This is a genomic window from Staphylococcus sp. HMSC065D05, from assembly GCF_001813195.1.
Taxonomy (GTDB): Bacteria; Bacillota; Bacilli; order Staphylococcales; family Staphylococcaceae; genus Staphylococcus; species Staphylococcus epidermidis.
This window is the reverse complement of the sequence record NZ_KV811775.1, coordinates 1-19,389: the sequence shown is the minus strand read 5'-3', so window position 1 is coordinate 19,389 and position 19,389 is coordinate 1. Positions and strand designations below refer to the sequence as shown.

The 19,389-nt window shown below is 32.3% G+C and carries 21 protein-coding genes; 19 read left to right on the top strand and 2 right to left on the bottom strand.

All coding sequences use genetic code 11. The features are described 5' to 3' along the window. Nucleotides 1–49: 49 nt before the first annotated feature. From HMPREF2897_RS11670 to HMPREF2897_RS11625, 10 genes are all read left to right on the top strand, one after another. Nucleotides 50–1,291 carry a cysteine desulfurase gene (locus HMPREF2897_RS11670; protein WP_070593318.1) on the top strand — a complete coding sequence of 414 codons (1,242 nt, stop codon included), beginning with the start codon at nt 50–52 and terminating at the stop codon, nt 1,289–1,291. Beyond that, entirely contained in the window at nt 1,281–1,745 is a 465-nt protein-coding gene (gene sufU, locus HMPREF2897_RS11665) for a Fe-S cluster assembly sulfur transfer protein SufU (protein WP_001831954.1), read from the top strand. Before HMPREF2897_RS11670 ends, sufU begins: the two co-directional genes overlap by 11 nt. Before the next feature lie 205 nt (nt 1,746–1,950). After that, nucleotides 1,951–3,348, top strand: coding sequence for a Fe-S cluster assembly protein SufB (gene sufB / locus HMPREF2897_RS11660; protein WP_002446019.1), 1,398 nt, complete (start codon nt 1,951–1,953; stop codon nt 3,346–3,348). Nucleotides 3,349–3,898: 550 nt separating this feature from the next. Beyond that, nucleotides 3,899–4,072 (top strand): hypothetical protein, encoded by a 174-nt coding sequence (locus HMPREF2897_RS13025; RefSeq protein WP_002475038.1) that lies wholly within the window; start codon nt 3,899–3,901, stop codon nt 4,070–4,072. A gap of 822 nt (nt 4,073–4,894) precedes the next feature. After that, nucleotides 4,895–5,920 (top strand): hemolysin family protein, encoded by a 1,026-nt coding sequence (locus HMPREF2897_RS11650; RefSeq protein WP_070593314.1) that lies wholly within the window; start codon nt 4,895–4,897, stop codon nt 5,918–5,920. 367 nt (nt 5,921–6,287) lie between these two features. Further along, complete coding sequence (locus tag HMPREF2897_RS11645; protein WP_002446022.1) at nt 6,288–7,136, top strand: DUF72 domain-containing protein; 849 nt, start codon at nt 6,288–6,290, stop codon at nt 7,134–7,136. Between the two features lie 12 nt (nt 7,137–7,148). Beyond that, on the top strand, nt 7,149–7,976 hold the full coding sequence (locus HMPREF2897_RS11640) for a sulfite exporter TauE/SafE family protein (protein WP_002446023.1): 828 nt from the start codon (nt 7,149–7,151) through the stop codon (nt 7,974–7,976). Between the two features lie 85 nt (nt 7,977–8,061). Then, the gene (locus HMPREF2897_RS11635) at nt 8,062–9,381 is read left to right on the top strand and encodes a bifunctional metallophosphatase/5'-nucleotidase (RefSeq protein ID WP_070593312.1); all 1,320 of its coding nucleotides are present in this window, start codon (nt 8,062–8,064) and stop codon (nt 9,379–9,381) included. 87 nt (nt 9,382–9,468) lie between these two features. Beyond that, nucleotides 9,469–10,383 (top strand): lipoyl synthase, encoded by a 915-nt coding sequence (gene lipA, locus HMPREF2897_RS11630; protein WP_001831979.1) that lies wholly within the window; start codon nt 9,469–9,471, stop codon nt 10,381–10,383. Nucleotides 10,384–10,568: 185 nt separating this feature from the next. After that, nucleotides 10,569–10,958 carry a YutD family protein gene (locus HMPREF2897_RS11625; protein ID WP_002446025.1) on the top strand — a complete coding sequence of 130 codons (390 nt, stop codon included), beginning with the start codon at nt 10,569–10,571 and terminating at the stop codon, nt 10,956–10,958. A gap of 59 nt (nt 10,959–11,017) precedes the next feature. Here the strand turns inward: HMPREF2897_RS11625 and HMPREF2897_RS11620 are convergent, their stop codons facing one another. Next, complete coding sequence (locus HMPREF2897_RS11620) at nt 11,018–11,284, bottom strand: DUF3055 domain-containing protein (protein ID WP_002439025.1); 267 nt, start codon at nt 11,282–11,284, stop codon at nt 11,018–11,020. Between the two features lie 118 nt (nt 11,285–11,402). Here HMPREF2897_RS11620 and HMPREF2897_RS11615 point away from each other — a divergent pair, with 118 nt between their 5' ends. The 8 genes from HMPREF2897_RS11615 (at nt 11,403) to dltD (ending at nt 18,335) form a co-directional block, all read left to right on the top strand. Next, a complete protein-coding gene (locus tag HMPREF2897_RS11615; RefSeq protein WP_070593310.1) occupies nt 11,403–11,837 on the top strand; it encodes a DUF86 domain-containing protein in 435 nt (144 codons plus the stop codon). After that, on the top strand, nt 11,837–12,616 hold the full coding sequence (locus tag HMPREF2897_RS11610) for a TIGR01457 family HAD-type hydrolase (protein ID WP_002446027.1): 780 nt from the start codon (nt 11,837–11,839) through the stop codon (nt 12,614–12,616). Before HMPREF2897_RS11615 ends, HMPREF2897_RS11610 begins: the two co-directional genes overlap by 1 nt. A 41-nt stretch (nt 12,617–12,657) precedes the next feature. Beyond that, nucleotides 12,658–13,629, top strand: coding sequence for a 2-hydroxyacid dehydrogenase (locus HMPREF2897_RS11605; protein WP_002475050.1), 972 nt, complete (start codon nt 12,658–12,660; stop codon nt 13,627–13,629). A 404-nt stretch (nt 13,630–14,033) separates the two neighbouring features. Next, nucleotides 14,034–14,180: a teichoic acid D-Ala incorporation-associated protein DltX gene (locus HMPREF2897_RS11600; RefSeq protein WP_001831913.1), complete on the top strand. Its 147-nt coding sequence runs from the start codon at nt 14,034–14,036 to the stop codon at nt 14,178–14,180. 15 nt (nt 14,181–14,195) lie between these two features. After that, on the top strand, nt 14,196–15,653 hold the full coding sequence (gene dltA, locus HMPREF2897_RS11595) for a D-alanine--poly(phosphoribitol) ligase subunit DltA (RefSeq protein WP_070593308.1): 1,458 nt from the start codon (nt 14,196–14,198) through the stop codon (nt 15,651–15,653). Then, nucleotides 15,650–16,864, top strand: a complete 1,215-nt coding sequence (gene dltB, locus HMPREF2897_RS11590) for a D-alanyl-lipoteichoic acid biosynthesis protein DltB (RefSeq protein ID WP_070593306.1) — start codon at nt 15,650–15,652, stop codon at nt 16,862–16,864. The genes dltA and dltB overlap by 4 nt, the downstream gene beginning before the upstream one ends. Before the next feature lie 17 nt (nt 16,865–16,881). After that, nucleotides 16,882–17,118, top strand: coding sequence for a D-alanine--poly(phosphoribitol) ligase subunit 2 (dltC, locus tag HMPREF2897_RS11585; protein WP_001831996.1), 237 nt, complete (start codon nt 16,882–16,884; stop codon nt 17,116–17,118). Then, a complete protein-coding gene (gene dltD, locus HMPREF2897_RS11580; RefSeq protein WP_070593304.1) occupies nt 17,115–18,335 on the top strand; it encodes a D-alanyl-lipoteichoic acid biosynthesis protein DltD in 1,221 nt (406 codons plus the stop codon). The genes dltC and dltD overlap by 4 nt, the downstream gene beginning before the upstream one ends. Before the next feature lie 190 nt (nt 18,336–18,525). Here dltD and HMPREF2897_RS11575 read toward each other — a convergent pair whose 3' ends face one another. Then, on the bottom strand, nt 18,526–18,768 hold the full coding sequence (locus HMPREF2897_RS11575) for a NifU family protein (protein ID WP_001831958.1): 243 nt from the start codon (nt 18,766–18,768) through the stop codon (nt 18,526–18,528). Between the two features lie 99 nt (nt 18,769–18,867). On the opposite strand from HMPREF2897_RS11575, the gene HMPREF2897_RS11570 reads away from it, so the two are divergent. Beyond that, the gene (locus tag HMPREF2897_RS11570; protein WP_002446032.1) at nt 18,868–19,188 is read left to right on the top strand and encodes a YuzD family protein; all 321 of its coding nucleotides are present in this window, start codon (nt 18,868–18,870) and stop codon (nt 19,186–19,188) included. Nucleotides 19,189–19,389 lie beyond the last annotated feature (201 nt).

Below are 19,389 nucleotides of genomic sequence, written 5' to 3'. Positions count from 1 at the left end.
TTGATACCTCCTAGAGGGGAAACTCATATATAGAAAGGTCGTGACTATAATGGCCGAACATTCTCTTGATGTTAAGGCAGTCATTAAAGACTTTCCGATACTTGAGCAAAAGGTAAATAATAAACGTTTAGCATACCTTGATTCAACTGCGACTAGTCAAACACCTGTACAAGTTTTAAATGTACTAGATGATTATTACAAGCGTTATAATTCTAATGTTCATCGTGGTGTACACACATTGGGGTCATTAGCTACAGATGGCTATGAAAATGCGAGAGAAACAGTAAGACGTTTTATCAATGCGAAGTACTTTGAAGAAATTATTTTCACTCGAGGAACAACTGCATCAATAAATATCGTAGCACATAGTTATGGTGATGCTCATATTAGTGAGGGTGACGAAATTGTTGTAACAGAAATGGAACATCATGCTAATATTGTTCCATGGCAACAATTAGCTAAACGTAAGAATGCAACACTAAAATTTATTCCTATGACAAAAGATGGTGAATTGCAATTAGATGATATAAAAGCAACCATCAATGATAAAACTAAAATTGTTGCTATCGCTCACGTTTCCAACGTTTTAGGAACAATTAATGATGTTAAAACTATCGCTAAAATTGCACACGAACATGGTGCAGTTATAAGTGTGGATGGTGCGCAATCAGCTCCACACATGGCTTTAGATATGCAAGATATTGATGCTGATTTTTATAGTTTTAGTGGACATAAAATGTTAGGTCCTACTGGCATTGGAGTCTTATATGGAAAAAGAGAATTATTACAAAATATGGAACCCGTTGAATTTGGTGGAGATATGATAGACTTCGTAAGTAAATATGACGCCACGTGGGCTGACCTACCAACTAAATTTGAGGCTGGTACACCACTTATTGCTCAAGCAATAGGTCTAGCAGAAGCTATACGTTATATTGAGAATTTAAGTTTTAATGCGATTCATCAACATGAAAAAGAATTGACAGAATATGCATATGAACAAATGTTAAGTATAGATGGTCTTGAAATTTACGGTCCACCAAAAGATAGACGTGCAGGGGTCATTACTTTTAATTTAGAAGATATACATCCACATGATGTAGCTACAGCCGTTGATACAGAAGGTGTTGCAGTTCGTGCAGGCCATCATTGTGCGCAACCTTTGATGAAATGGTTGGGTGTCTCTTCAACAGCACGTGCAAGTTTTTACGTTTATAATACGAAAGAAGATGTAGATCAATTAGTTCAAGCATTGAAACAAACGAAGGAGTTTTTCTCTTATGAATTTTAATAATTTGGATCAATTATATCGATCTGTAATTATGGATCATTACAAAAACCCTAGAAACAAAGGTGTCTTAGACAATGGCTCAATGACTGTTGATATGAATAATCCTACATGTGGTGATCGCATACGTTTGACATTTGATATTGAAGACGGAATCATTAACGATGCTAAGTTTGAAGGTGAAGGATGTTCAATTTCAATGTCTAGTGCATCTATGATGACTGAAGCAGTTAAAGGTCATTCACTTGGTGAAGCAATGCAAATGAGCCAAGAATTTACTAAAATGATGCTCGGTGAAGACTACGAGATTACTGAAGAAATGGGAGATATTGAGGCACTTCAAGGTGTCTCACAATTCCCAGCTCGAATTAAATGTGCAACGCTTGCATGGAAAGCATTAGAAAAAGGGACAGTCGAAAAAGAAGGTAAATCAGAAGGTACAACTGAAGAAGATTAAAACTAATACATTATAATACCTTTTGATGATGTAAATATATTGTTATACTGAATCAACATCCTCATATGTTTAATTCAGTGATTGTATTACATCATAAAAGTTTAAATCATAATGATAGAGCATAACAAAATAGAGTAAACATAAATATAAATAAATTTTTTATACGCATGCCGTTTATTAATTATAAAATCAAGGAGTGATTAAAATGGCAAAACAAGCACCTGATGTTGGGGATTATAAATACGGATTCCATGACGAAGATATTTCCATTTTTAGATCAGAGCGTGGTTTAACGGAAAATATAGTAACAGAAATCTCTAAAATGAAAGAAGAGCCACAATGGATGTTAGATTTCCGTTTGAAAGCATTGAAATTATTCTATAAAATGCCAATGCCACAATGGGGTGGAGATTTATCTGAATTAGATTTTGATGATATTACGTATTATGTTAAACCTTCTGAACATACTGAACGTTCATGGGATGAAGTGCCTGAAGAAATCAAACGTACTTTTGATAAATTAGGTATTCCAGAAGCTGAGCAGAAATACTTAGCTGGAGTTTCTGCTCAATATGAATCAGAAGTTGTTTATCATAATATGGAGAAAGAATTGGAAGAAAAGGGTATTATTTTCAAAGATACTGATAGTGCATTACGTGAAAATGAAGAGTTATTCAGAGAATATTTTGCGTCTGTAGTACCTGCTGCAGATAATAAATTTGCTGCATTAAATTCAGCAGTATGGTCTGGTGGTTCATTCATTTATGTTCCTAAGAATGTTAAATTAGATACACCACTACAAGCATATTTCCGTATTAACTCTGAGAATATGGGACAATTCGAACGTACATTAATTATTGCTGATGAAGGTGCATCAGTAAACTATGTAGAAGGTTGTACTGCACCTGTATACTCCACAAGTTCACTACATTCGGCAGTTGTTGAAATTATTGTACACAAAGATGCACATGTAAGATATACTACTATCCAAAACTGGGCCAACAACGTATATAATTTAGTAACTAAACGTACCTTTGTACATGAGAATGGTAATATGGAATGGGTAGATGGAAACTTAGGTTCTAAGTTGACGATGAAATATCCTAACTGTGTACTTTTAGGTGAGGGTGCTAAAGGTAGCACGCTATCCATTGCATTTGCTGGTAAAGGCCAAGTTCAAGATGCTGGTGCTAAAATGATTCATAAAGCACCTAATACATCTTCAACTATTGTTTCTAAATCTATCTCCAAAAATGGCGGTAAAGTCATTTATCGTGGTATCGTTCATTTTGGACGTAAAGCTAAGGGTGCACGTTCAAACATCGAATGTGATACATTAATTTTAGATAATGAATCAACTTCAGATACTATCCCTTATAATGAAGTGTTCAATGACAATATTTCTCTAGAACATGAAGCTAAAGTTTCTAAAGTATCAGAAGAGCAATTATTCTATCTTATGAGTCGTGGTATTTCTGAGGAAGAAGCGACAGAAATGATTGTTATGGGATTCATTGAACCGTTCACTAAAGAATTACCAATGGAATACGCAGTAGAAATGAACCGTTTAATTAAGTTTGAAATGGAAGGCTCAATTGGTTAATACTAAATCAACTATAATATGATTAACAACCAACGAATCGTTTGTGATTCGCTGGTTGTTTTATTTTTATGTCAAACTCAGTTGGTGGCATTGAAAAAATTAAATAGAAGTTAATACCTTATCCGCTTATTTCAAATTAGTTAATTTAGAAAAGTGAACATAATTCTTTTTACGAGTTCCATAATTTATTTAAGCTTTTTAAACAATATAATTATGATATTTCTTTTGATTTTATGATAAATAGTTGAAAGCAAACGGTTTAACTGATTCGTAAAAACTCTAAAAGAATAATTTTCTTTTCTAATAATACTTTATACTTGCATGAGTAGTTAATTTATGATTGTTTTAGCTCATATTGGCTCTAATATTTATTTTTATTGGTTAATAACATCTTATATAAGAGTATCAATCATGAGTCTTTTTTATGAAATTTTTTTTAGTATCTCATTTAATATTTCAATTCATTAAATAAAATGGATTCTACTGTAAAAACATTGAAGATATTACAGAAACACTAGCTATTGCAAATAATGAAGTTAATGGTAAAGATTTGAATAAGCATATCAAAATTACTTTGGGTGACTTCAAAGATTTTCAAGCTAAACATGATTTGGATGATGCAAATTTATTGGATATGATTGCACCTGTAGATACTATGGTTTCAAAAGAAGTGAAAGGTATACCGGGTGATTGCTCACTAATAGCAGGAAACTCGGTCTTATAAAGCAGTTATACACTGCTTATTCGAAAACTAAACAATTCGTTCAGTTGAAAAAAGAATTAGATGGATATAGCGATGCTTTATAGGGTGGTGGTAAAGCTACTACATTCCTGATAACTAAAAAAGATATTAAGATGAGTAATAAAATTATCAATACAATGAAAAAGTTAGAAAAGATTATAGATAACCCACATGAAAAATTGACGCTTGACCAATACGAGAGTATGTCAGTAAATATTCAATTATCCAGGGTCAAGTCGTACATATCAATAGTTGTCTTGATCATGTTATTTCTAGCATATATATTTATAAGAGTGCCAGAAATTAAAAGTAAAGAATTGCAAGGAATAGAAACTATTATCATAATTGTTATGCTAGTCTCTATTGCTTACTTTATCATCGATTTCATTTTATGGATTAAAAGGAAAAATTTTCTTTAAGAACTATTAAACCACTTTTTATCATTGTGTTATTTAACATTTTAATGATAATTACGACATGAATTTCATTTTACAATATATTTAGCTGATTTTTACTTCTTATATTTTTACAAAGTATTTAAAGTGGTAGTTTTTAGAAGTCTGAACTCTTTACTTCAATAAATGAAATGAATTATCATAGCTAATCGTTTAATTTTTAACAAAAGGAATAGTTAAGTTACTGATATACTTTACGAGAGTAAGCCACGATAAACTATAAAAATGTTTTACATTAGTTCTTTCATATTCGTGCGTTGTGGTAATCCAATATGAATGATAAGTTTGATAACTCATTTCTCGGGAAATAGTGTATTAATAAGGACTAAATCTTAAGGAGAAATGCATCATGATTATTGCAATTATACTATTAATATTTGTTTCATTTTTCTTTTCAGGTAGTGAGACAGCATTAACAGCCGCGAATCGCACTAAGTTTCAAACTGAAGCTAAAAAGGGTGATCGTAAAGCGCAAGGTTTAACAAAGTTATTAGATAAACCAAGTGAGTTTATCACTGCTATATTAATCGGTAACAATGTAGCGAATATTATTTTACCTACACTCGTGACAATCTTAGCGATTGATATTGGAGTGAACGTGGGAATAGCATCAGCAATTGTAACAATTGTGATTATACTTATTTCTGAAGTGATTCCTAAATCAATTGCTGCAACATTTCCTGATAAAATTTCAAAACTTGTGTATCCTATCATTCATATATGTGTCATTGTACTCAAGCCCATTACAATTTTATTAAACAAGATGACAGATGGTATTAATCATTTACTATCTCGAGGCCAACCTGTTGAAAAAAGATTTTCTAAAGAAGAAATTCGCACATTATTAAATATTGCGGGTAGAGAAGGTGCATTTAATGAGATAGAAAATACTCGACTTCAAAACGTTATGGACTTTGAACAATTGAAAGTTAAGGATGTTGATACTACGCCCCGTATTAATGTTGTAGCTTTTTCAAAGGATGTAAAATATGACGAAGCTTATGATACAGTGATGAATAATCCATATACTAGATATCCAGTATATGATGAAGATATAGATGATATCATCGGTGTATTCCACTCAAAATATTTATTAGCTTGGAGTAAACATAAAGAGGACGTAATTACAAATTATGCATCAAGCCCTTTATTTGTAAATGAACATAATAGGGCAGAATGGGTATTGCGTAAAATGACCGTTTCACGAAAACATCTAGCGATTGTATTAGATGAATATGGCGGTACGGATGCTATTGTATCGCACGAAGATTTAATAGAAGAGCTACTTGGTATGGATATTGAGGATGAAATGGATCGTGAAGAAGAAAATAAATTAAAACATCAAAAATTTCCGCAAAGCATGATGCATCGTTAATTTTGTTGTAAAAATGATAGTGGCTATGAATGTCAAACAAGTTGCGGGGCAATTAAGATGTTGTATAATTTAGCTGTGATATAAATTGTAAAGATAGAAAACCTGGGACATGATACAATGTTCCAGGTGTTTTTTTATTTTAGTAGGCAATAATAGAATGAAAAACTCGATAAATATAATTTTTATTAACCTTAGTTTTTATTGCTAAGGTTATACAAGATATTTGAAAGTGGTTGTATCTTCCTCTTACCATAAGAGGTGTTTTTGTTTAACTTTCAGATATGTGTATATTAAAGAATATGTAAATTTAATTTAACTCAAGTGAATCAATGAATTGTAATGTGGTATCATGTTGTTGGTGATAAATATGATAGAAATAGGTCTTACTGGTTGGGGTGACCATGATACATTATATGAGGATTTAGAGCGTAAAACAGATAAGTTAAAAACTTATGCTAGTCATTTCCCGATAGTAGAATTGGATGCTTCGTATTATGCGATACAGCCAGAACGAAATATAATTAAATGGATAAATGAAACGCCGAATAGATTTCAATTCGTCGTTAAAATTCATCAAGCATTAACATTACATGCTGACTATAGAGATTATGCAGAGTCGAGAGATGTATTATTTAAACAGTTTAAAGAAATGATTAATCCGTTAAAAGAGCATAATAAATTGGCGATGGTGCTCGTACAATTCCCACCCTGGTTTGATTGTAACGTTCAAAATATAAATTACATCTTATATGTGAGAAAACAATTAAGTGATATTCCGATGAGCATTGAATTTAGACATCAATCATGGTTTGACAATCAATATAAAGAGCAAACTTTATCTTTCTTAACACAACATCAAATCATTCATGCAGTGGTAGATGAACCTCAAATTAAAGAGGGGAGCATTCCTTTAGTAAATAGGATTACTAGTGATATTGCTTTTGTACGTTATCATGGACGTAATCATTATGGTTGGACTAAAAAAGATATGACTGATCAAGAATGGCGAGATGTAAGATATTTATATGATTATAGCGAGGAAGAGTTAGCTGACTTGGCTCGTAAAGTCGAAATACTTAATCAAAAGGCTAAGAAAGTATACGTTATTTTTAATAATAATTCTGGCGGTCATGCAGCTAATAATGCTAAAAAGTATCAAAATATTTTAGACATTGATTATGAAGGTTTAGCACCACAACAATTAAAACTATTTTAAGAGGCGAATGTCATGTTATTAACAATTATTCTATTAATATTAATAGGGGGATTTTCAGCGATTTTAGGATCTATCGTTGGTATTGGTGGTGGAATCATCATCGTCCCCACACTTGTTTATTTAGGCGTAAACCATCATCTTCTACATGGTATTACGACGCAAATTGCAATAGGTACTTCTTCAGTTATTCTGATTGTTACTGGACTATCTTCCTCATTAGGATATTTAAAAACCAAACAAGTAGATATAAAAAACGGCTCGATATTTCTATTTGGGCTACTACCTGGATCTTTGGTTGGTTCTTTTTTAAGTAGATACCTTACACTTGATTCATTTAACTTATACTTTGGCGTGTTTATGATATTTGTGTCGATATTACTGATGATTCGTCACAAAATAAAACCTTTTAAAATTTTTGACAAACCTAAGTATGCGCGTACATATGTTGATGCTGAAGGGAAAACATACCGTTATAGTGTCCCTCCTCTGTTTGCTTTTATAACAACGTTATTTATTGGGATATTAACAGGGCTGTTTGGCATAGGTGGAGGTGCATTGATGACCCCTCTTATGCTCATCGTCTTTAGATTTCCACCACATGTTGCAGTAGGCACAAGTATGATGATGATTTTCTTTTCAAGTGTGATGAGTTCGATAGGGCATATCCTTCAAGGACATGTGGCTTGGGGATATTCCATCATTCTCATTATTTCAAGTGTGATAGGTGCACAAATAGGTGTAAGGGTCAATCGATCTATGAAATCCGACACAGTTGTGATGTTATTGAGAACAGTAATGCTTATCATGGGGGTATATTTAATCATTAAATCTTTTATTTAAAAGTGAAGTAGTTATGCTTTGAGACTTTGTTCTTTAATGCTAAAGTACAATTAAGTATATAAATTTTAAAGAGGGGGATCATGTTATGGAATTAACAATATATCACACGAATGATATTCATAGTCATTTAAATGAATATGCTCGTATTCAAGCTTATATGGCAAAACATAGACCGCAACTTGAACATCCCTCACTCTATATAGATATAGGTGATCATGTTGATTTATCAGCACCTGTGACAGAAGCTACGGTAGGACATAAAAATATAGAACTTTTAAATGAAGCACATTGTGATATTGCAACCATTGGAAATAATGAAGGAATGACAATTTCTCATGATGCTTTACAAAATCTATATAACGATGCGAATTTTAAAGTGATTTGCACGAATGTCATAGATGAAGAGGGACATCTTCCACATCATATTGCCTCTTCGTATATCAAAGAAATAAAAGGAACGCGTATTTTATTTGTTGCAGCAACGGCGCCGTTCACACCTTTTTATCGAGCACTGGATTGGATTGTTACTGATCCACTAGCGGCAATCAAAGATGAAATCAATGCACATCAAGGTGAATATGATCTTTTGATGGTTATGAGCCATGTCGGTATCTTTTTTGATGAAAAGTTATGCCAAGAGATTCCGGAAATAGATGTTATCTTTGGTAGTCATACACACCATCATTTTGAACATGGAGAAATAAATAATGGTGTTTTGATGGCAGCTGCAGGAAAATATGGCTATTATTTAGGTGAAGTTAATATCACGATTGAAAATGGAAAAATCGTTGATAAAATCGCCAAAATTCATCCTATTGAAACACTTCCTTTAGTCGAGACACATTTTGAAGAACAAGGAAGAGCACTTCTAAGTAAACCAGTAGTTAATCATCATGTGAACTTAGTCAAAAGAACAGATGTTATTACTAGAACATCCTATTTACTGGCTGAGAGTGTATATGAGTTTTCAAGCGCTGATTGTGCAATCGTAAATGCTGGACTTATAGTAAAAGGCATTGAAGCTGATAAAGTGACGGAATATGATATACATCGCATGTTACCCCATCCAATCAATATTGTAAGGGTTCGATTAACTGGCAAACAATTAAAGCAAGTGATTCAAAAAAGCCAAAAGCAAGAATATATGCACGAACATGCACAAGGTCTTGGTTTTAGAGGGGATATCTTTGGAGGATATATTTTATATAATCTTGGCTTTATTGAGTCAGAAGAGCGTTATTTTATAGGCGATGAAGAGATTCAAAATGATAAACAATATACGTTAGGTACTGTTGATATGTATACTTTTGGAAGATATTTCCCACTGTTAAAGGGGTTATCTATAGATTATATTATGCCTGAATTTTTACGTGATATTTTTAAAGAGAAATTACTAAAATTATAAAAAAGCGTATATTGAATTTTAATTTAATGTTAATACCGATATGTTATAATAAACGAAGATATATTAAACAGGAGGGTATGCGTTGTTATGGCGACTAGAAATGAAGAAATTTTACGTAAACCGGATTGGTTAAAGATTAAGCTTAACACAAACGATAATTATACTGGTCTTAAGAAAATGATGCGTGAGAAAAATTTACACACAGTGTGTGAAGAAGCTAAATGTCCGAATATTCACGAATGTTGGGGTGCGCGTCGTACAGCTACATTTATGATTTTAGGGGCAGTATGTACAAGAGCATGTCGATTCTGCGCAGTAAAAACGGGTTTGCCTAATGAATTAGATTTAAATGAACCAGAACGAGTTGCAGAATCAGTAGAATTAATGAATTTAAAACATGTTGTAATTACTGCTGTTGCACGTGATGATTTAAGAGATCAAGGTTCAAATGTGTATGCAGAAACAGTACGCAAAGTAAGAGAAAGAAATCCATTTACAACAATAGAAATTTTACCATCTGACATGGGTGGCGATTATGAAGCCCTTGAAACATTAATGGCTTCTAGACCAGACATTCTTAATCACAACATTGAAACGGTTCGTCGCTTAACACCAAGAGTTAGAGCTCGAGCAACTTACGATAGAACTTTACAATTTTTACGTCGTTCTAAAGAATTGCAACCTGATATTCCAACAAAATCTAGTTTGATGGTTGGTCTAGGTGAAACGATGGAAGAAATTTATGAAACGATGGATGATTTACGCGCTAATGATGTTGATATCTTAACTATAGGTCAATATTTACAACCGTCTCGAAAACATTTGAAAGTTGAGAAATATTATACGCCATTAGAATTTGGTAAAATGAGAAAGATTGCAATGGAAAAAGGATTTAAACATTGTCAAGCAGGACCTTTAGTAAGAAGTTCGTATCATGCTGATGAACAAGTGAATGAAGCGGCTAAAGAGAAACAACGCCAAGGTGAAGAACAACTCAATTAAGTAATAATTTTTTAAACTATTAAAAATAGAGGCATAAGTGCCTCGCTTATCGAGTATCTATAATTTATGTGATACATAAAATTTCATTATATTTTTAATAAATGTGTGTATTGAAGATATCGGTGAGTGATTTATGGCATTTTTGATGCTTATTGCCTCTATTTCATTTTTTGTAAGGTGAAAATATGATTAAAGTCGACCAACAATATTTTGAATTGATAGAAGAATATAGAGAATGTTTTGATGAGGAAATATTTTCTGCTAGGTATTCGGATATATTAGATAAATATGATTATGTCGTAGGTGATTATGGTTACGATCAATTACGCTTAAAAGGATTTTATAAAGATAGTAATAAAAAGGCAGAAATAAGTAAACGGTTTTCAAGTATTCAAGATTATATATTAGAATATTGTAATTTTGGTTGTCCTTATTTTGTTGTCAGACGTTTGTCACCAAATGAATTTATTGAAGAAATGGATGATAAAGAAGATATCATTGATAAATTACATGATGTTAAGATTCAACCTACTATTCAAGACACAGAAAAACATACCCGAGCTATAGATCAATAAAAGTCCACTAAGTTGAGAGCGTCATCTCAATTTAAGTGGACTTTTATAACATAACGCTTCTATTGAATAACCTCATTTAAATATTCAATAATTTCATCCGCTTCTTCCTTTGATACTCCTAATATATGAGAAATGTAACCTTCTTCTTCTATATCATCTGAACCTATAATGCCAAATTGATTAGTCTGCATATTTAAAACTAAAGTTTTACCGTAGTGTCTATCTGTTTGTACAAGCATTAAGTCGTAGCGACTATGCTCACCAACAAAGCCGACGAACTGTACTTGGCTTTGTTCTTCATCATCATATAAATACATATCTATCATATCTCTGACGCTCCTTTACATTGCGAAAACTATTATATTTAAGTATAACGACAAATGATGATGACTGCAAAACTATGGTATGATTAATTTATTAGATGTATGAAGAGGTGACAAGCGAATGTATTTCGTAGATAAAGATAAACTAACTCAGAAAATCACTTACTTACAAAAGCTCACTGAAGATTACAATGATAATAAAAGGAATCCATATGCTTTTGAACGAATTGGCCAAATGTTAATTGAATCTTCTGTAGATATCGGCAATATGATTATAGATGGGTTTATTTTAAGAGATCCTGGTAATTATAAAGATGTAATAGATATTTTAGAATTGGAAAATGTTATTTCAAAAGAAACACAATCACATATCAATCGAACTATTGATGTTAGAAAACAGTTTGCACATCACTATATCGATTTGAATATGAATAAAATTGAGCCGTTATTTGATGATGCACTACCACACTATAAGCAATTTATTCAAGAAGTAGGACAATTTTTAGAAAATGAAAATGTACCAATTACCGCATTTGGAAAAGGAGAGAATAACTAGTGAAACATTATCAGGCATACTTAATCGATTTAGATGGGACAATGTATAAAGGCACAGAGGAAATTGACGGTGCCGCACAATTTATAGATTATTTAAATAATAATCATATCCCTCATCTATATGTAACTAATAATTCTACAAAGACACCTGTTCAAGTTACTGAGAAATTACGTGAGATGCATATTGATGCTAAACCAGATGAAGTTGTAACGTCAGCATTGGCAACAGCGGATTATATCTCTGAACAGCATCCTAATGCAACTGTATATATGATTGGTGGCCATGGACTTAAAACTGCACTAACTGATGCAGGGCTTTCAATAAAAAACGATGAACATGTTGATTATGTAGTTATTGGTTTAGACGAAAAGGTCACATATGAAAAATTATCAATTGCAACATTAGCTGTACGTAATGGAGCTAAATTTATATCTACCAATCCAGATGTATCAATACCTAAAGAGAGAGGTTTTTTACCTGGTAATGGTGCTATTACGAGTGTGGTCAGCGTCTCTACCGGCATTCAGCCAGAGTTTATTGGTAAACCTGAAACAATTATAATGTCTAAGTCTTTAGATATACTTGGATTAGAAAAATCAGAAGTGGCAATGGTTGGTGATTTATATGACACAGACATTATGTCAGGTATTAACGTGGGTATTGATACGATACATGTTCAAACTGGTGTGAGTACGTATGAAGATATTCAATCTAAAGAAATACCGCCTACGTATTCATTTAAAGATTTAAATGTAGCTATTGCAGAATTAGAAAAATAAAATTATCATCTATCTGTTTTGAAATTAATAGAGGTGTGCATATGAATAAAATACTCGTAACACGTCAAATTCCACAACACTACATTGAACAACTTAAAAAAATAGGACAAGTTGTCATGTGGGAACACGATTTAACGCCCATGTCTAGAGAGTCATTTCTTGCTAACGTTGAAGATGCAACAGCATGTGTGATCACATTGAGTGAGCATATTGATGAAGAAGTATTTCTCAGGGCACAACAACTTAAAGTGATTGCTAATATGGCTGTAGGTTTTGATAATATTGATATTACATTAGCAAAGAAACATGGTGTAGTTGTTACTAATACACCTCACGTACTGACAGAGACAACTGCCGAACTAGGGTTTACATTGATGCTTACTGTAGCCCGTAGAATCATAGAAGCGACTTCATATATTCAAGAGGGTAAGTGGAAAAGTTGGGGACCATACTTATTATCAGGAAAAGATGTATACGGTGCAACTGTTGGTATTTTTGGAATGGGTGATATAGGAAAAGCGTTTGCACGTCGCTTACAAGGGTTTGATGCACGGATAATATATCACAACCGCAAACGTGATTTAATTGCTGAAAGTGAGTTAAATGCTACATATGTAACATTTAGCTCTTTACTTGAACAAAGTGATTTTATTATTTGCACAGCACCTTTAACAAAGAAAACTGAGAATCAATTTGATAATCGAGCTTTTAATAAAATGAAAAATGATGCTGTCTTCATTAATATTGGAAGAGGTGCAATTGTAGATGAGGAAGCACTTTTAGAAGCATTAAAAAATCATGAGATACAAGCCTGTGGTTTAGATGTTATGCGTCAAGAACCTATTCAACCTGACCATCCAATACTGAAATTACCTAACGCTGTGGTGTTACCTCACATAGGAAGTTCATCTCAAGTCACTAGAAATCGAATGGTACAACTTTGTATAGATAATATTAAAGCAGTATTAAATAATGATGCACCACTAACCCCTGTAACCCCTTTACACATTTAAAATTTATTCACGTTAGTCATATTCCATCAATTGAATGTGATAACGTGAATTTTTTTATTTGATAAAACTAACAATTTTGTTATATCCACTGTAATTGTCTAATTATGGCTTTAGAATTAAAATAATGTTGTTCTTAAAAAGAGAGAACCATTTCTAATTAAGTCGTTGACATATGATTTGAATATGTAAAAATTTCAATACAATTTTAATGAAGACATAAAATTTGAATTGAATTATATTTGAAACAAAGATATAATGAATTGTAAAATTAAATTATAAAATGTATATTGTATTGCTTGATGTCTATTAGTAATGATTAAGGTTCATAGTACATGATTTAATATAAGAACATTGAGAAGATTTACGATTAATAATAGTTAGAGTTTGAGAGGTGCTATTTAAAAATGAAAGGAAAAGAGCCTTCTAACAAATATTTTGATAAAATGAAGCCTTACTTAATCACTTTGTTATATTTAGCTATTTTTATAGCGCTGTATTTAATTTATGGTAGTGGTGATACACAAAACAACTTCATTTATAATGAATTCTAATGAGGGAGAGTAGTTATGGCAGACTTAATTAATATTCTAAACCACTTTGTTCAGGAACAACCTGAAGCAGTTGCGGTTAGACATACAAATGATGAGCTAACATATAAGCAACTTGATGAAGAATCAAGTAAGTTAGCACATCTATTACAAGATAGTAAAAAGCCAATGATTTTATATGGTCACATGTCACCTTACATGATTGTTGGTATGATTGGAGCGATTAAATCCGGTTGCGGTTATGTTCCTATCGATACTTCTGTTCCAAAAGAACGTGTCAATATGATTATTGATAAAGTACAACCGGAAATCATTTTCAATACTTCAGATGAGACTTTGGAACAGACAAATGCACAAGTGCTTAAGGTTAGCGATATTCAGGATTCACAATATCCAATTGTCTTTGATAGTCAAATGAAGCAAAACGATGTAGTATATACAATTTTTACTTCAGGGTCTACGGGAGAACCTAAAGGTGTACAAATTGAATATGCAAGTTTAAATGAATTCGCAGAATGGATGGTATCTTTAAATAAAACTGGTACTGGTAAAGAATGGTTAAATCAAGCGCCATTTTCGTTTGATTTATCAGTAATGGCAATCTATCCTTGTTTAACATCAGGTGGTACTTTAAATCTTGTTGATAAAGATATGATCAAAAAACCTAAACTATTGAACGAAATGTTAGTTCAAACACCGATGAATGTTTGGGTTTCTACGCCTTCTTTTATAGAAATGTGTTTATTATTACCTAATTTAAATGAACAACAATATAATAGCTTAAAGCAATTCTTTTTCTGTGGGGAAATTTTACCGCATAAAACAGCTAAAGTCTTAGTTGAAAGATTTCCGAATTCAATGATTTATAACACATATGGACCAACTGAAGCTACTGTTGCAGTCACAAGTATACAAATCACAGAAGAAATTTTAAATCAATATAATCCTTTACCAGTTGGTGTGACTAGACCTGGTACAAGATTATTTGCTACTGAAGAAGGAGAACTTGTCATTGAGGGGCAAAGCGTCAGTTTAGGTTATTTAAAGAATGAAGAAAAGACAGCCGCAGTATTTAATTTTGAAGACGGTGTCAGAACATATCATACTGGGGATAAAGCTAAAATTGAAGATGGATTGTGGTTTATTCAAGGACGTATTGATTTCCAAATTAAACTAAATGGTTATCGTATGGAACTAGAGGAAATTGAAACACAATTACGCCAGTCAAAACATGTAAGAGAGGCTGTTGTTGTGCCGGTTTATAAAAATGGAAAGGTCGTACATTTAATAGGAGCAGTAGTACCTACTGAATCTGTAGAAGATAATTTAGCAATGACAACTCAAATTAAACACGAACTTAAATCACGCTTACCAGAATATATGATTCCTAGAAAGTTCGAATGGATGGAACGACTACCACTCACATTAAATGGTAAATTAGATCGTAAGAAAATTGCCGAGGTTGTAAACGGATGATACCTTATGGCACATTTACATTTTTCTTAATTGCATTTATCGTTCTTATACCTGTGATAATACTTGGATTCTTAGGTAAGCGAAGTTATATTTACAATGGTATAAGTACAGCAATCATGATTGTCATTATATTTGCATCAGATAAACATAATCTGTTAGGGCAAAAATATCTAAGTGCACAACTTTTTTGTTTTATTATTTATGTCATATGGCAGGTTGCCCTCATTATGTACTACTATCAATCACGACAAAGGAAGAATACATTTACAAAATTTGTAACAATTATGGTATTGTCTATTCTCCCTCTAGCAATTGTTAAGATATTACAGAGTTCATGGTTAGGTGGACATCAAATTCACTTCCATGAAAGTAAATTAATTGAATTTGTAGGATTTTTAGGTATCTCGTACGTCACTTTCAAAAGTGTTCAATTAATTATGGAGATTCGTGATGGTTCTATTAAAGAAATCAAAGTAGGGAAATTGATACAATTCATTTCTTTCTTCCCAACCATTTCATCTGGACCTATTGATAGATATAAACGTTTTGTGAAAGATGATAAGAAAGTACCTAGTGGTGCAGAGTACAGAGAGCTTGTTATCAAAGCAATTCATATGATTATGTTAGGGTTCTTATATAAATATATTATTGCGTATTTGATTCAGACATACGCTGTTAATCCTTTACAACTTAACCTACATGGGTTTACTCATATGTGGCTATATATGTACGTCTATAGCTTATATTTATTCTTTGATTTTGCAGGATACAGTTTATTCGCGATTGCAGTGAGTTATTTATATGGTATTAAGACGCCACCTAACTTTAAACAACCGTTTAAAGCCAAAAATATTAAAGATTTCTGGAATAGATGGCATATGACTTTATCTTTCTGGTTTAGAGATTGTATCTATATGAGATCTTTATTCTACATGTCACGTAAGAAGTTATTAAAAAGTCAATTTGCAATGTCAAATGTAGCGTTCTTTTTAAACTTTTTCATAATGGGAGTATGGCATGGTCTAGAAGTATATTACATTGTATATGGATTATACCACGCAGCGTTATTCATAGGTTATGGTTATTATGAGCGTTGGCGTAAAAAGCATCCACCACGTTGGCAAAATGGTTTCACTACAGCTATAAGTATTATCATTACCTTCCATTTTGTAACTTTCGGATTCTTAATTTTCTCAGGCAAATTTATTTAATAAAGGAGTAATTAATTATGGAATTTAGAGAACAAGTATTAGATTTATTAGCAGAAGTAGCTGAAAATAACATTGTGAAGGAAAACCCAGATGTAGAAATCTTTGAAGAAGGTATTATTGATTCATTTCAAACTGTAGGTTTACTTTTAGAAATTCAAAATAAATTGGATATTGAAGTGTCAATTATGGACTTTGATAGAGATGAGTGGGCAACTCCTAATAAAATTGTAGAAGCTTTAGAAGAGTTACGATGAAACTGAAACCATTCTTACCCATTATAATCAGCAGCGTCATATTTATTATATTTTTATTTTTACCAGCAAGTTGGTTTACTGGTCTTGTGACAAATAAGACGTTAGCTGATAATAGAATTTCTTTAACTGATCAAGTTTTAAAAGGCACGCTCATTCAAAATAAATTATTCGAGTCAAATAAGTATTACCCGATTTATGGTTCCAGTGAACTGGAAAAGGATGATCCTTTTAATCCAGGTATAGCGCTAAATAAACAAAATGCTAGTAAAGAAACGTTCCTTATTGGTGCGGGAGGTTCGACAGATTTAATTAATGCAGTTGAACTTGCAGCGCAATACGACAATTTAAAAGGAAAGAAATTTACATTTATTATTTCTCCACAATGGTTTACGAATCATGGATTAACAAATCAAAACTTTGATGCTCGTATGTCACAAAGTCAAATCAATCAGATGTTTAATCAAAAAGATATGCCAGCTAATTTGAAGAAACGGTATGCACAAAGATTGTTACAGTTTCCGCATGCACACAATAAGTCATACCTTAGAGAACAAGCAAAACGCCCTGATGATGTCTCTGGAAACTACATTTCTTCATTTAAAGAAAATCAATTAACTAAGATTGAAGCTATTAAATCATTATTCTCATTCACTAAGCCACCTTTAGAAGAAGTAAAACCGGCAACAAGAGAAGATGCTTCATGGGATGAAATGAAACATAAAGCTGTCGATATAGGCAAAGCAAATACTCAATCTAATAAATATGATATAAGAGATCCATATTGGAAATTGATAAAACAAAACAAGCGTAAAATCAAAAGGGATTATGAGTTCAACATTAACTCACCTGAGTTCCAAGATTTAAAACTATTAGTGCAAACGCTACATGCTGCTGGAGCTGATGTACAATATGTTAGTATACCTTCAAATGGAAGATGGTATGATCATATAGGTATCAAAAAAGATAGACGTGAAGCTGTATATAAAAAGATTCATTCAACAGTAGTTGATAATGGTGGAAAAATTTATGATTTGACAAACAAGGACTATGAAAAGTACGTAATTAGTGATGCTGTTCATATTGGATGGAAAGGTTGGGTTTATGTCGACCAGCAAATCGCAAGACATATGGATGGTCATGCACCTAAAAATCATGAAGTCGATTATTCTAAAAATAAACCACCACACAAACATCACAAAGGTCGTCAAGATGATTAACATCAAGGCAACAAATAATATTATTAACCGAAATAAAATTAGGTGAACTAGGTACAGAATTCGTTGTTCATCCCGTGTAACGAGATTTGTAAGGGAAACACCTCGATGTAAAGTATTATTCATTTCTATCAAATTAAAAAAACCTAGGACGTTACTATGAGTCCTAGGTTTATAAATATATAGGGATATATTAGAATACTTGTTCTACTTCTATTACACCTGGAACTTCTTCATGAAGCGCACGCTCGATGCCAGCTTTTAAGGTTATTGTAGAACTAGGACATGTTCCGCAAGCGCCATGTAATTGTAGCTTAACTATACCATCTTCAACATCTACAAGCGTACAATCGCCACCATCTCGTAATAAAAATGGACGCAAACGTTCTATAACTTCTGCTACTTGATCAAACATTGTTGGATTCTCAGTAGGCATGTGACATGTCTCCTTTCAGAGCAATTATTTCATAATCATTATTATTACATTATAATAGATAAAGTAGTAAAAATCTATAAAATAAGATAGGGGATTTTAATGACTAAAATTAGTGTTGTCGTATATGGAGCAGAAGTCGTTTGTGCGAGTTGTGTAAATGCACCTACTTCTATAGATACTTATCAATGGCTTCAAGCATTACTTTTAAGAAAGTTTCCTCAACATCATTTTGAATTTACATATATTGACATACGAAATGATACTGAAAATTTAACTGATCATGATATGCAATTTATAGAAAGAATTAATGAAGATGAGTTGTTTTACCCATTAGTTACGATGAATGATGAATATGTAGCAGATGGTTACATACAATATAAACAAATAACCCGTTTTATTGAATCATATTTTACCACGTAAGATTAAAAGAAGGGGGGACAATATTCATACTAACCATGTGCCTCAATTGACATTGTCTGTGTTATTTTCCGGTGAAATTCTTCATTTTCGGGCTACATCTTTTATTGAGAAGAATAACTTTTCAATTCTGTCATTGTTTGTGATTAATAATAAAGAACCTAGGAAAATTGGACTGACCCCAATTAGTGGGAATTATATAAA